Source organism: Pseudoalteromonas sp. A757, assembly GCF_004103285.1.
GTDB lineage: Bacteria > Pseudomonadota > Gammaproteobacteria > Enterobacterales > Alteromonadaceae > Pseudoalteromonas > Pseudoalteromonas galatheae.
Map to the genome: position 1 here is coordinate 300,988 of NZ_QNQN01000074.1, position 13,626 is coordinate 314,613.

The following is a 13,626-nucleotide window of genomic DNA, read 5'->3' on the forward strand; positions in this document are numbered from 1 at the left end:
AAGCTTAGTATAGTTCTAATGAGTTTCCTGATTTGTCTTTAGAATATGATTTTCTTTGCTTTGATGTTGTGACAGATTTTTATCGTAATACATATTGTGATCCGCTCTCGCCATGAGTTCAGACACACTGCTCCGTTTTGATGCAGGAAAAGCGTACCCAACGCTTATCGATGTTTGAATGGTATGCTTATCAATTTGTAGAGGTTGACTTGCAACCTGCTCTTTTATATTTTTTATAATAGAGTTGACCAAAGCGTCTTCTGACACTCTGTGTAAAATAATAACAAACTCGTCTCCCCCTAAACGCGCGATAAAGTCATACACGCGTACTGAATTCATCAAAATAGACGAGACATGGAGTAACAATCTATCTCCAACCTCATGACCAAACTTATCATTTACTTGCTTAAAATTATTTAGATCGAGGTTGAGTAGTACAAATGACGGCTGCTCTGAACGACTGAGTAGGGTATTAAGTTGCCTAATCGCATAACGGCGGTTAGGCAATTTAGTTAAATCATCCTGCAACGATGCGATACGCGCCAAATGATAAGCTCGATAGAGCACTAATAATGATAGAAACAATATCGACGCGACAGCAGTAACCAAAACCTGTGCTTGTTGCTTCGCTTTTGCGTAAGTGCTCTCGTCAATTTGATAATTAGCCACAAGTTGCCATTCACCAGATGGTAAATTGATTGGTATGGATAAATCCGGTGTAGCAAACAAGGTGGCGGTACCATAAAATACATCCCCGCTTTCCCCTTGCCCATCTCGGCCTCGAATAGCTAAAACTGCGTTTTCCAGCTCATTAATTCCACTGTATTCGAGCAACTTTTGATAATCCAAAACCACACTTATCGCGCCCCAATAGTTCTTATTCCTCGGATAGTCTGAAAATACAGGAAACCTCGCTATCAAGGCTTCTCCACCCTGTACGAGCTGTAATGGACCTGCGATAAATACCTTTTGAGAGTTTCTTGCAATTTCAACAGTGCGATATTGTTCAGGGTTAGTGCGAAAATCAAAACCGATAGCCGCTCGATTTCCTTCAACAGGATAAACATGGCTAATAATATTATTTGGTGCAAGACCAACATGGCGAATTAGCGTCGACTTTTCAACCGCTTTTTCAACCACATGAGACCAGTGCTCGATAGCAAAATCAGGATCAATTGTTACGAAAGTCGCTAAACTTTCAGCCAGATAGGTGTCCATAAAAATGGCATTTTCGATTTTGGCACGAATAAGTGAAATATTTGACCTTACCGTTTCAGTTCTTTCACTTACCTCCTGAACCACTATAGAGTGAGAAATAAGCTTTACCGCGTAGAAAGTCAAACTCCAGAACACGATGGTAAACAACGATAACAGCACTATGGTTTGTTTTTCTACGGTTACCTTCATCGCCTCTCTTACCTACCAAGGTTTGAACACTGTCTTACAATAAACCAGATTAGTTACAAAAGCATAGGCGAAAACACAGAAATCGCTAATTTTCCGCTAAGTCCGCGAAAGGAGGCTCCTTGCTAGGCTTAACACAGTACACTGAAACCTTATGTTAGCCAGGTTACTTTAACAGCTAATATGGCTCGCTCTTGGTTGGCTTCATGACTAATAGTTTACGGCGAACTGAGAAGTTCATTGCATGAATATCAAAAATGAACTTACTCATCCTTCACCCAGCCCTATCTAGAAATTAGAGACATCGGACCCGCAATTAAACTATATATTCCCCAGTGTAATAATTTAGCTCTCGCCGCTGGATGCGCTAATAATCTTAGTGCATGCCGATAGCTACGGTGTTTGATGTTTCGTTTTGCTAAATCACACAAGTGGGCACCAATGTATTTTTCTGCCATTTTTGCTGAACAGTCAGCTACTTTACCAATATGGATATCTATAAACAGTCTTTCAGCAAAAGGACAAATTGTGCTTGGTGGCGCTTTATCACAAGCGCTATCAGTAATCCCAATATAGTAAAAACTTTCTATTGCAGGGGTATAAACGATGGTTGAGTTTAACGCTATTTGCACATACAAACTTTGATCTTCACCCATCCATTCCCCTTCTGGAAAGCCGCCTAAACTAGTGAAGGTACACTTATCTAGTACAATACTTGATGCGGTAAAAGGCAAATCACCGTTTGCAGCAATTTCAAAATAATTATTCATTATGTAACCATCTGGATCCCAGCTGGTTAGCGCTATCTTTGCATCAATGTATTTTTGCTTGTCTAACACTTTTTGATAACGAGTCGCATAAAGACCGCCTTCAGGGAAGCGATGGATCAACTTACTAACCTTGGCTAAGAAAAATGGCGACCACTCATCGTCAGCATCCAGAAACGCGACATAGTCACTTGTAGCGTGTTTAACACCATTGTTTCGCGCGCTAGACACCCCTTGATTAGCTTGTTGAATGACACGTAAATTCTCTAGGTTCAGTGCTTTCACCTTGTCCACACTATCATCTGTAGACCCATCATCAACAACGATTATCTCAGCTGCTTGAAACTTTTGAGCAGCTACACTCTGTAGCGCACGTTCAATGCAGTCACTTTTGTTATATAGTGGAATAATTACGGAGAACTGTACTTTGCTCATGAGTTTCACTCCAGTTAGAAATTGATAAAGAAACGGCTTGTTGAAGGGGTAACTTAGGTTGGGTGAAACCATACCTTAACCCGTTGGTAATGCGGTTATGGACATCCGCAACATTAAAAGTGTCAGCGTCAAAGCGATTGTCAGTGCTCGTTGCTGTTTCAAGGCACCACTGAGCGCATTTATTATGATACTCGAGACTAAGATAAGGAGTCTCCATCATGTAGGCATAAATAAGTGCGTGTAAACGCATACCAACAACGACCTTAAACATCGACATGCATTTCAACATTGCAAAAGGGTTGGCGACATAGCTGATCCGCTGTACGTCAACCCAACTAGGCAATGCGGAAACGATTTTGTCATGTACAAGCTTATCGCTAATAAGCGGCTGATCGTTGAGCTCGATTAAATAAATCTTCTCCTGCGTGCTCTCCCAAATTGACGTGATTAGTTTCACAGCTTTTTCAACCCTTTGCTCCTCTGCATATGTATTGACATCACCAAAAGGATTAACCACTTTGGGGCAAAAGTTAAAAGCAATGCCTTGTCTGGCAAGTGGGCTGAATTTGCCACTAAAGTGATGTAGCAATGAGGGAGCAAGGTCAAACGTGTGTTTGATGTTAGCTTGAGGAGCTAACGCTGTTGCGATCTCAAAGCTTTGCTTGTCTCTGACTGTGACCAAGCCACACTCATTTAACAGCTTTTTACATTGCTTTTCAGCGTGGATATCACGGAAACCTTCGATGCCAACGCCTAAAGCCATCGAGTTTTTCGCTCCTGCTAAAGCAAGCATGTGGCGCTTTTGCGCGATGTCTCGACTACTATGAAGCACAGAACCACCGCCAAATATAACTGCTTTTGATTGCAACGCACGCTGATAATGTTTGATACGCTGATGCCCACGAAACTGCCTTAAGGTTTGACCGGTACAGCCAAGCTCTTTCAAAATTGGGTTTTCGATGGGAGCATTTACGGCAATTTTTGTACTTCCTAAAAACGTCTTGGCGCCCAAAATAGTCGCTTGCATGAGTGCATCATCGCCACTGTTCCTCATGCCGTAATAACCAACCAAGTATGCGTCAAAGTGATTAATCATATTATGTAGCTTCCACTAAGATGAAAAGATACGTTTACTACAGCAGTTAACATGCCAATATGTAACCACTTGATTTAAAACAAATATTATTTTATCTTATCAATTTGTTCGCAGATTGCATCGCATATTAAAATGAAAACTGAGTCCCAGTCAGAGCAACTCAGTTTAGCTTTAACGCTTTTGCTGACATATGTAGTGGATGAGTACAGCTGATGCTTTACACCAGCGGAAGCATTAAGTATCCAAGATTCAGACAAGTCAGAATCAAGAGAATCTCGGCGACAACAAGGAAAAATTTTTGCTACTGCTTGCTCTAAGAAAGAAACTGTTAGTAGCGTTGTCGCCGGACTTACTCCCTGTAAACGATTACGTATCAATGTGGATTGATGTTAATAGGCCCCTCTAGCGCCCAAAACACAAGGTACTGTCTTGAGGATAATCTTAATATCTTGCGTAAGACTTTGGTTTTCTATGTAAAGCTTGTCTAACATTACTTGTTGTTGAAATGTCGTGTCAGCACGCCCAGTTACTTGCCATAAACCAGTTAGTCCTTGTTCACAGTTCAATCGCTCAAGCTCATTTACCTGATAAGCATTCACCTCTTTCTCAAGGGCTGGACGAGGTCCTATCAAAAGCATGTCACCACAAACAACATTGAAAAGTTGAGGTAACTCATCAATTGAATATTTACGGATAAAGCGTCCCACAGTCGTGATCCTAGGATCATTACGAAACTTAGCGCATACACCTTCTCTGTTACTTTCTCTTGGGTCTGGCGCACTGAATTTAGGGTCATCTGCAGTATACATAGAGCGAAATTTATACATTGTAAAACGGCGACCTAACTTTCCAACTCTCACCTGCTTATAAACGCAAGGACCTTTACTCTCTATCTTTATGAGCATCATTACCAGCAATAATAACGGAGATATAAGAAGTAGGCCGATACCTGCGAAAAGTCTTTGAAGCATGACAGGGAGCCCATGATGAAGACCGTCAGAGTTATCGCTTGAAGGTGTTGCTGCAAATGTCATGTTACTAGATAATTTTTTAGTAGTGTTCATGATTAAAGCCCTCTCAATGCTTGATTAAGAATATAAACTCGGAATAAAAAAGTAGGGTTACCGATAACGTAGCGATAGAACTTAGTTTTGGGTTCTTGTATCAAACGCCAAACCCACTCTAGACCTAGTTCACGCATCCAAAGTGGTGCTCTTGGCACGTTACCCGAGAAAAAATCGAAAAGCCCACCAACGGCTAACGCACAATTGGCATTGATTTTATGTTTGTTTTGGTCAATCCAGAGCTCTTGTCGTGGTGATCCTAATGCAACTAGCACAATGTCAGCTTGGCTCTCATTGATTTGCTTAATTACCGCGTCGTCATCACTAAAATAACCATGATGTGCCCCCGCCACTTTTAGTTTGGGATAGGATTGCATCAAGAGTTTCGCTGCTTTGTTTGCAACGCCAGGCTTAGCACCTAATAGAAATAGCGACTGCCCAGATTTCTCCATCTGCTCACAAAGGATAGGTAACATATCAGTGCCGTTGCAGTTGTCAGCAAGTTGAACACCAACCTTTTTCACCGCTAAACGCATGCCTGAACCATCAATGAAATTACGGTTACTTCTTCTTAGTACAGAGAATAATGCGTCGTCATCGGCGGCTAGATTGATAGAGTTTGCGTTAATAAAATAAGCGCTACGACAGACCGGTAAATTCGAAGCGCTAAGCACCCAAGTTACAGCCTCTTCCATCTGGCAGTTACTAAACTGAATACCAAAAACTGAGCGAGCATCGCACTGCTTTGCTTTACTCGAATAAAATAAACGGCAGAAGAAAATTCTTACAACCATGGACAGATCAGCTTGCCACCCTTGCTGTGCTTGCTTCTGTAGCAGTGTTTGTGGATCTTCTGCCTTTAAGCCTGTTAGGCTATGAAGTTGGAGGTAGTCAAATAACCCTGGTTGAGTAAATGGCGATTTGAAGTTGTCGATTTTTGGTATAGATATGTTATCTCGCAGCAGTGGGTTACCAACGAAACCAATATCTCCTTTTAAAACATTGAACAACACTGCGCTATCAATAAAAAAACCTTTTCTCCACTGATATAACTCAACTCTAGAACCACTGATATCAATCCAAGATTTTTTCTCTATCGGAGCCTTCATCAGCAGTATTGAAAGTAAAAAATTTACGCTGTAGATTGGCAATAATAGAATGAAAAAAATAGCCGCGATAAGTAGCGATGTATATCTTGTTACTGCTGCGTTTGAGATTTTCTTTTCAAAATTTGACTCTCTCATAAATCACCTCGACTCCAGTTTCCTTACCTAGCTTTTGCTACTACCGTGCCAAAAGTATAAGCTATTGTTTTTATTTGAAATGTGGAAATTAAATGAAGTTAATGGTCGCAAAATGCAAAATAAATTCCGAATTAGAAAATGAATTTAGAAAAGATTAAAAATACAAAAAAAAGACCTAAAGGTCTTATGAAAAAACTTTATATTCTGAAATTACCCTGTTAAACAATATTGGGATCCGCTCTTGTACCTTTTTCAACTTTTCAGCCATCTCAGACTTTTTATTTAAATTGCAACGCAGCATTAATTTTGAAAATTTAAAAACAATTCGATGGAAGATGATATCGAGGAAAGAGCTTTTCATTGGGCCATAATTAAAATGTCTTATATAATCTTCACACTGTTCACTTCTTGTGTTATTCCACTTTTCATTAATAACTTCTAACCCATCACAGCCTTTTGCAAAGTGAATTACATGGCCGTTTTCTCCCCAGCCCACGGTATCTATGTCTGAAACAGGCTCATGGATTGCGTTAATGATTTGATCTAGCCACGCAATAGACTCAGGGCATGATTTCATTAACATCACCCCTGAGTTTAGCTTGCCGCTATATCCTTTCGCCATAAACAAAAATTTATCTGGTTTTACTAGACTTGTCAGTTCAGGACAATCATTTTGAATGTAGGCATCAGCATCAACAAATAAGACGTATTGGTAGCCGGCTGTCAATGCTGCGCGTAATAAGTACAACTTGAGCCAACAACACTCAGCACCAAGATTTGTCACCCACGGCTTTTCAACAACAATATATTCGTATCCCATTTTTTCCGCATATCTGCGCTGACTCTCAAGATGGCGGCGATATCTAATTTGGTACCCGTTCAGTGCTATGCTGAATATAAGTGTAGTATTTTTGCTTGCCATAAAGCCTCCTGTTTACTGTAACAGGCAGTGCAAATACTGCTCCAGCAATTAATCCTAAGTAACACCTAGCAAAAATAAAATTCATAAACATATGATTTTTATTAAAAATAAAATTTCGTATCCCTATCTTCACTCACTAAGCTACTTTTCTTTAGAAGAATGAGCTAGTCGTTTTAACTACTTATTTTAGATATATCACCAATCTGCAAGTCAGACTGCACTGCAAAATGCGAAAAACATGAACACCCTTCCCAAAATAAATCATAACTCAATGATAAATAATGATTTATAAAATTGGCACGGAAACTGACTAAAGTACTCCAAGCGAACTTCAGCCCTTGGAGGCAATCATGAAAAACATTTCAAAGTTAACATGTTCAATTTTTGCGTTAAGCGCCATAGTCTCTAACGCACTGGCAGTCGAAAAGCAGGGTTCAAACTATGTTTGGCAATTCAATTCTGGCCAGCCCTGGCCTCTGGGTTACAATCAAGCGACAGGAAAACCCGACCAACTAACATACGCCAGAGGGGAATATACGCCTGAATTTTTTAAACGGATTGCAAACGCTTTACCAGAAAGTCGAGTAAATGAAGCGTTTATAACTGGAGATCAAGGCTCAACAATACATTTGACTGAGGATGCAGAGGTCTTCATCACATTTATCCATGAGGGTGCGGGTTATAAAAACTCTTTCGGTTACTTTACGTTCGATCCCGAAAACCCTCCTCAAACACCAGAAGAAGTCCAAGAGAAAATTGTTTTTCCAAATTTGAGCTACCCCCACTTAACTAATGGTCACCGTGTGAGCATTGGAGAGTTCCCAGCTGGAACTAGTATCGGCTTTTTTATTGCAGCTAATGGATTTTGGTACTACACAGGGGTTAAGCCCTTCAAAGTTCCCTATTACTACTCGCTGTCTCATCTCAATCCAGAATCTGATGAGTCGCTCAAACAGCACTGTGTATTACTTCACGACGAAGAGCAAAATGAAGTGGTGATCGGATTTGAGGACTTACCACGAACTTGGGGAGATAATGATTTCAACGATGCCCTGTTCAGCGTTAAAAGTTCACCAGAAACCGCCATTTCAGCCTCAAATTTAAGCACAATGCCTGAATCAGATGATAGTGATGCTGATGGCGTACCCGACGACCAGGACGAGTTTCCAAATGATCATACCCGGGTGAGCAGTCAATACTTCCCTTCACAAGATGGGGTAGCAACCTTTGCTTTTGAAGACAACTGGCCTTATCGCGGTGACCATGATCTCAACGATTTAGTAGTAAAGCAGCGGATCAGAATCACGTTCGACAACAATAACCAAGTCAGCGGTTTTGTTTTAAATGGTTTTATCACGGCACGAGGTGCGGCAAATAATAACGGCTTTGGCCTCAGAATTATGGATAGCGAACCTGGCTTGATTGGTGATGCGAGTATCACAATTAACGACAAAAATTATAAAAAGCAGGCTGAAGAATATCAAACCAATGCCGTAATCACGCTATGGCGTAACACCCAAGCGTTTACCACGACAGGCCAAGCAGGTAGCTGTTCACATTTCAACACAGTGATGAACTGCGACTATTTCGCCCCAGTGCCTTTTACTCTTGATGTCAAGTTCGAGTACAGCATTCCAACTTTGACAGTGGCGGACTTTGACTTTTTCCTTTTCCGCACATGGGACCGCTCACTTGAGGTGCATATGGCGGATTATCCACCAACGGATCTATTCGATGACAGTCGACTTGGCAGAAAAGATGATACATCGGATGCACAGAATGGTCGCTACTTTAGGACTGCAGATAACCTATCTTGGGCACTAATGATAAGTGAAGACTGGAATTATCCAAGAGAGTATATCGACGTCGTATGGGCTTATCCTGATTATGAAAAGTGGGTAGAAAGTAACGGTGAAGAAGCACAAGACTGGTATCTCACCAATGAAAGAACAACGCACACATACAGCAAAAAATAACCGGAGGCAATTATGAATACATATAATCAATATTCAATATTAGTTACATTACTGAGCGTAGCCTTGTTAGGGTGTGGTCAAAGTGAGCGCGAAGCCGACACAAACGAAATAGCCAAACATACCTCGCAGGTGGTAACTAACAGCTTTGAACCTGATCCAGTACTACTTAGTTCAACGGCCGCGACATCTAAGCAGTTACATGTCAAACCTGAGTTTACCTTTAAGACGAGTAGTATTGTTAAGCTTGACCTAAGCGGAAATGATGTGTTTGGAGCTTCGTTAGCATCGAAAGCCGTGAAGGTCTATGCGCTAAAAGACCAAATAAGCCAGTACAACGAACAAGCCAACACGCAAAAGTCACTACTCGCGTCGACTCGGTTCGATACTTCAGGGCAATTAGGGCTAGACTTAGATATCCCATCACACTTTAAAACCCTACTGATCAGTGTTGACGGGATGTTAGAAGAAAACCATTTAATAGTGCCGATTGAAACCGGGGTCAATGTAACCCATCAGTTTAACTAACCTGAGGTTTGGATAAGGAATTAATTATTGGAAGCTCAGGTCCAATAGCACTTTGCAACTCTACTCTTATTGGTTTCCCCCACAGCTATCTATAATCCTATAGGTAGCTTTTTTCAATTTCAGCTTAGCAAATCAAAATAAAGTACAAATAAACAGCACTTACTTTTGATTTGCTGGGCTTAGAGCTGCTATATATAAGTTATGGGAAATTTAAGGTCGTAAAGGAAAAATGGAATCAATGCATAATGTGACTCTGCTATTTGTCGATGATGAACCTCTCATTCTCCGCTCTTTAGTTCGAGCACTGAAAAATGAACCCTATCACGTTCTCACTGCGAATAGCGGTGAGGAGGGTCTTGAGCTGCTAAAAGAGCATCCTATAGATGTGGTTATCTCAGATAAAATGATGCCCAATATGTCAGGGATCGAGTTTCTCGGAGAAGTCGCCGAGCAGTATCCCGATACACTGCGGATCATGCTTACTGCCTTCACGGACTTAGAGGGCTTAATTCATGCAATTAATCAGGGAAAAGTTTGGGGTTATTTGCAAAAGCCATTTGAAATAGACAGCATCAAATTAACCATAGAACAGGCGCTGCAAACTAAGATGCTAATCGCCGAGAGGAATATGTTGCGCTCAAGTTTAGCGCGCTATAAAAATGAGTACCGAGCTAAGTTTTATCGCTTTGTCGGGGATTCAGTCGCAATGCAAACTGTCTATAGAGCGATAGAAAAAGCTGGCCCTAGCAGAGCAAATGTATTTATCACAGGCTCAAGTGGTACTGGCAAAGAGTTGGCAGCAGAGGCAATCCATAATTCCAGCGAGCGGAGCAGTAAACCTTTTATTTGTTTGAATTGTGCCGCTATACCAAAAGATCTGATGGAGTCAGAAATCTTTGGCCATATCAAGGGAGCTTTTTCAGGGGCGATAGCAAATCGAGAAGGCGCAGCGTCTGAAGCCGATGGTGGCACTTTATTTCTAGACGAGCTAGGCGAGATGGATATCGCCCTACAAGCCAAGATTTTAAGATTTGTTCAAACTGGTACTTTTCAAAAAGTCGGAAGTGCAAAAACGGAAAAAGTGGACGTTAGGTTTGTGTGCGCGACCAACCGAGATCCGCATCAAGCGATTGCTGATAATTACCTGCGTGAGGATTTATTCTATCGGTTAAATGTTATCTCTATTGATATGCCCCCCTTACATGATAGAGGTAGAGATGTACTGTTGTTGGCTAAGCATTTTTTACAACAGTTTAGTGAGCTAGAAAATAAAATTTTTGTCGGATTTTCCGATAGCGCAGAACAGCTTATTCTACAATTTGATTGGCCAGGCAATGTGCGCCAACTCGAAAACTTTATACATAGTATTGTCGTGATGTCTGACGGTCCATTGATTGATTATGATGTTATTCAGGCCCACCTACCCTCTGATTTATCAATCCCAGTAAAACCTAAAGGTGAAGAGCAGCCTAAACAGGCCACAAAAGCTCCTCAAGACCAACTGACTCACATAAAGCAACGAGATGATAAAAAAGTTGCACCACTGGCTGAAGTAGAGCGTGTTGCCATAGAACAGGCATTGCTCGTATGTGATGACAATGTAGTAAAAGCAGCGAGTCTACTGGAAGTCAGCCCGTCCACCTTATATAGAAAGATCCAACAATGGTCAGAAGCGACTTCATAGCGCTAATTCAGTATATGTAAAATGAATTGCACTTTGCAAAATATCGAATTTGCAAAGTGCAATTTGCTCTCTAGCAGGCTTTATCACGCTTAGGAAAAAATAAAAAGCCATAAAAATCATAACTATAAATAAAAATATTATTTAGACTCTGTTTGGCATGCTTCTTGGAACTGTATAAATATCATTTCTAAAGGCTGACAGTTATGAGCAACCAAACAAGCACATCAACCATACTCGTATCCAACACCTCATATTTGGTTGGTGCTGAAATCGTTGCTAAAGGTTCTCGGCTTTTCAGTATTATGGCAATGGCGGTTTATTTCACCCCCACCGAGTATGGTGCAGTGATGTTAGCGCTAACCATTCATGAGGTACTTCGTTTACTTCTTAGGTCTGGCGCTGGCGTTCAGATCATTCGCGCTTCCGATGAAGCACTACCTTTATTCCTAGGAAATGGCTTGTTAATACAGTGGCTACTTTGCAGCTTACTGTGCCTTATTCAAATCGTAATAGGATGGAGTGCGCAATGGGCCTTTCCGGAGCACGACATTTTTGCTTTGGTTGCCCTAATGGCACTCACCTATCTTGCTTTTCCAGCAGTAAGTACACGTGTTTTTCTTTTGCAACGTAGTAACAGAATGGGCTTATTCAGCTTGATAAGTAGCATTTGCATTATCGTTGAAAACATCACTATCGCGATCGCACTGTATTTTGATGCGCATATGATGGCTATTGTTATAGCCAAATGGTGTTTTGCCCTACTGTGGTTTATTTGTTTTTCTCTGGTACCAAGCGTCTCGCACAAATTGAGTTATCACAAAGATACGTTTTGCTTGTTACTTAAGTCTTCATCACAAATCGCTATCAGTGAGATTTTACGGTCATTGAGAATAAATATGGATACCTTTATCGCAGCACGGCTATTAACACCAGAGCTATTTGGGATCTACAGCTTTGCAAAGAGCGCAGGGATCGGACTGGCTATGTCTATAAGTCAAGCATACACCAGTGCACTGTATCCAATAATATGTCGCCGCACACTAAAAAATAGTAATGGCCACAAGATTATTTTTATTACAACGTTTGCAGTGTCGTCCATATTCATGCTTCAAGCATTAGCCGTACCTGTATATGTACCAATTTTATTTTCATCACAATGGCAAAGTAGTTTTGATACCACATCGTTACTGTGTCTTGTTGCTGTAAGCTCAGTATGGGTCGATACCTACACCACATTTTTAAGAAGCGAAGCACAATACAAACGAGATTGCCACTTTTGTGGATACGCACTATTCGTGTCACTACTTAGTATCACGATTGTCATGCCCAATTCACCCACTCAACTTGCTGCAACCTTGTTAACTGGCAGCGTAGTTTGGTTACTATTTCCTTTAGCTGATATCACATCAAGATATCTACAGCCTAACCCAGCTTAAAACCTTACCGGAGATTTCTATGAAAAGTTCAAAAAAGAAAGCATGCCCAAAAGTAAGCGTTATCATTCCTATGTTCAATGTTGAAAAGTACATTGACGAGTGTATTTGCTCTGTTTTAAATCAGACATTCAAGAACTTTGAGGTTATTTGCGTCGATGATGGCTGTACTGACAATACGTTAAACTACTTAAAAGACTACAAAGACTCGCGTATTCAGATAGTACGCCAACAAAACAGAGGCTTATCAGGCGCTAGAAATACAGGTATAAGGGTTGCAAAGGGAAAATACATCGCCTTTCTTGATGCTGACGATTTTTGGGATCACAGAAAGCTTGAAAAGCACGTACGTCATTTAGATCGAGACTTCGACCTTGGTGTCAGTTACTCTTCTTCTTTATTCGTTGACGAGCAAAGTGCCCTTTTAGGCATTGGTCAGTTTCCCTCACTCAAAAATATTAGCGCCAAAACGATATTGTGCAGAAACCCCATTGGAAATGGCTCTGCACCAGTCATTCGTAAGGATGTATTAGAGCAAATCGCATTCAATGACGGCACTAAAAGTTGGCGTCAGTATTTCGATGAGAGCTTAAAGCAGTCGGAAGATATCGAGACATGGCTACGAATTGCACTCAACACACAGTGGAAATTTGAGGGAATTAAAGAGCCGCTGACTTTCTATCGAGTAAATGCGTCTGGTTTATCAGCTAATCTAACTAAGCAATTTGCTAGTTGGCAATATGCGATTGAAAAAAATAGTCAAAAGCACCCTTCATTCTTTAAAAAATTTGGTTCATTAGCCCAAGCCTATCAGTTGAGATATTTGAGTCGAAGAGCATTACAATCAAGAAACAAGGTTCAGGCATTGAAGTTAATCCACCAAGCCCTATGGACCAACTGGAGAATACTTTCTGAAGAACCGAGCAGAACAGTATTAACTTGGTGTTGCTCACTGTTATGTGTTTTACCAAACACGTTGTACTCTGCTATCGAACGACTAACTATGCGCGCTATAGGTCTACTTCAAAAACGCACGACAGCTTAACCTCCACGACTCTATGGCCAGCGTCGCTGGC

The 13,626-nt window shown here is 41.0% G+C and carries 11 protein-coding genes; 5 read left to right on the plus strand and 6 right to left on the minus strand.

The features are described 5' to 3' along the window. Positions 1-15: 15 nt before the first annotated feature. The 6 genes from DRB05_RS20910 to DRB05_RS20935 all read right to left on the minus strand — a co-directional run bounded on the left by DRB05_RS20910 (position 16) and on the right by DRB05_RS20935 (position 6,932). Positions 16-1,407, minus strand: coding sequence for a diguanylate cyclase (locus tag DRB05_RS20910; protein ID WP_128728636.1), 1,392 nt, complete (start codon positions 1,405-1,407; stop codon positions 16-18). A 281-nt stretch (positions 1,408-1,688) separates the two neighbouring features. Then, entirely contained in the window at positions 1,689-2,606 is a 918-nt protein-coding gene (locus DRB05_RS20915; RefSeq protein ID WP_161568703.1) for a glycosyltransferase family 2 protein, read from the minus strand. Beyond that, positions 2,566-3,702 carry a polysaccharide pyruvyl transferase family protein gene (locus DRB05_RS20920; RefSeq protein WP_128728638.1) on the minus strand — a complete coding sequence of 379 codons (1,137 nt, stop codon included), beginning with the start codon at positions 3,700-3,702 and terminating at the stop codon, positions 2,566-2,568. The genes DRB05_RS20915 and DRB05_RS20920 overlap by 41 nt, the downstream gene beginning before the upstream one ends. Before the next feature lie 389 nt (positions 3,703-4,091). Continuing rightward, positions 4,092-4,766, minus strand: a complete 675-nt coding sequence (locus tag DRB05_RS20925) for a sugar transferase (protein WP_128728639.1) — start codon at positions 4,764-4,766, stop codon at positions 4,092-4,094. Positions 4,767-4,768: 2 nt separating this feature from the next. Next, the gene (locus DRB05_RS20930) at positions 4,769-6,010 is read right to left on the minus strand and encodes a WecB/TagA/CpsF family glycosyltransferase (RefSeq protein WP_128728640.1); all 1,242 of its coding nucleotides are present in this window, start codon (positions 6,008-6,010) and stop codon (positions 4,769-4,771) included. 184 nt (positions 6,011-6,194) lie between these two features. Then, a complete protein-coding gene (locus DRB05_RS20935) occupies positions 6,195-6,932 on the minus strand; it encodes a hypothetical protein (RefSeq protein ID WP_128728641.1) in 738 nt (245 codons plus the stop codon). A 350-nt stretch (positions 6,933-7,282) separates the two neighbouring features. On the opposite strand from DRB05_RS20935, the gene DRB05_RS20940 reads away from it, so the two are divergent. The 5 genes from DRB05_RS20940 to DRB05_RS20960 all read left to right on the plus strand — a co-directional run bounded on the left by DRB05_RS20940 (position 7,283) and on the right by DRB05_RS20960 (position 13,595). Further along, a complete protein-coding gene (locus DRB05_RS20940; protein ID WP_128728642.1) occupies positions 7,283-8,908 on the plus strand; it encodes an LruC domain-containing protein in 1,626 nt (541 codons plus the stop codon). A gap of 12 nt (positions 8,909-8,920) precedes the next feature. Then, positions 8,921-9,433, plus strand: coding sequence for a hypothetical protein (locus DRB05_RS20945; protein WP_128728643.1), 513 nt, complete (start codon positions 8,921-8,923; stop codon positions 9,431-9,433). Between the two features lie 238 nt (positions 9,434-9,671). Continuing rightward, positions 9,672-11,117: a sigma-54 dependent transcriptional regulator gene (locus tag DRB05_RS20950; RefSeq protein WP_239966838.1), complete on the plus strand. Its 1,446-nt coding sequence runs from the start codon at positions 9,672-9,674 to the stop codon at positions 11,115-11,117. Positions 11,118-11,320: 203 nt separating this feature from the next. After that, entirely contained in the window at positions 11,321-12,553 is a 1,233-nt protein-coding gene (locus DRB05_RS20955) for an oligosaccharide flippase family protein (RefSeq protein ID WP_128728645.1), read from the plus strand. Between the two features lie 19 nt (positions 12,554-12,572). Then, positions 12,573-13,595 carry a glycosyltransferase family 2 protein gene (locus DRB05_RS20960; protein WP_128728646.1) on the plus strand — a complete coding sequence of 341 codons (1,023 nt, stop codon included), beginning with the start codon at positions 12,573-12,575 and terminating at the stop codon, positions 13,593-13,595. Positions 13,596-13,626: the final 31 nt, after the last annotated feature.

Bases quoted from the DNA above. Each gene is read 5' to 3' on its own strand.
- DRB05_RS20910 (WP_128728636.1), bottom strand. From the start codon at position 1,407: ATGAAGGTAACCGTAGAAAAACAAACCATAGTGCTGTTATCGTTGTTT.
- DRB05_RS20915 (WP_161568703.1), bottom strand. From the start codon at position 2,606: ATGAGCAAAGTACAGTTCTCCGTAATTATTCCACTATATAACAAAAGT.
- DRB05_RS20920 (WP_128728638.1), bottom strand. From the start codon at position 3,702: ATGATTAATCACTTTGACGCATACTTGGTTGGTTATTACGGCATGAGG.
- DRB05_RS20925 (WP_128728639.1), bottom strand. From the start codon at position 4,766: ATGAACACTACTAAAAAATTATCTAGTAACATGACATTTGCAGCAACA.
- DRB05_RS20930 (WP_128728640.1), bottom strand. From the start codon at position 6,010: ATGAGAGAGTCAAATTTTGAAAAGAAAATCTCAAACGCAGCAGTAACA.
- DRB05_RS20935 (WP_128728641.1), bottom strand. From the start codon at position 6,932: ATGGCAAGCAAAAATACTACACTTATATTCAGCATAGCACTGAACGGG.
- DRB05_RS20940 (WP_128728642.1), top strand. From the start codon at position 7,283: ATGAAAAACATTTCAAAGTTAACATGTTCAATTTTTGCGTTAAGCGCC.
- DRB05_RS20945 (WP_128728643.1), top strand. From the start codon at position 8,921: ATGAATACATATAATCAATATTCAATATTAGTTACATTACTGAGCGTA.
- DRB05_RS20950 (WP_239966838.1), top strand. From the start codon at position 9,672: ATGCATAATGTGACTCTGCTATTTGTCGATGATGAACCTCTCATTCTC.
- DRB05_RS20955 (WP_128728645.1), top strand. From the start codon at position 11,321: ATGAGCAACCAAACAAGCACATCAACCATACTCGTATCCAACACCTCA.
- DRB05_RS20960 (WP_128728646.1), top strand. From the start codon at position 12,573: ATGAAAAGTTCAAAAAAGAAAGCATGCCCAAAAGTAAGCGTTATCATT.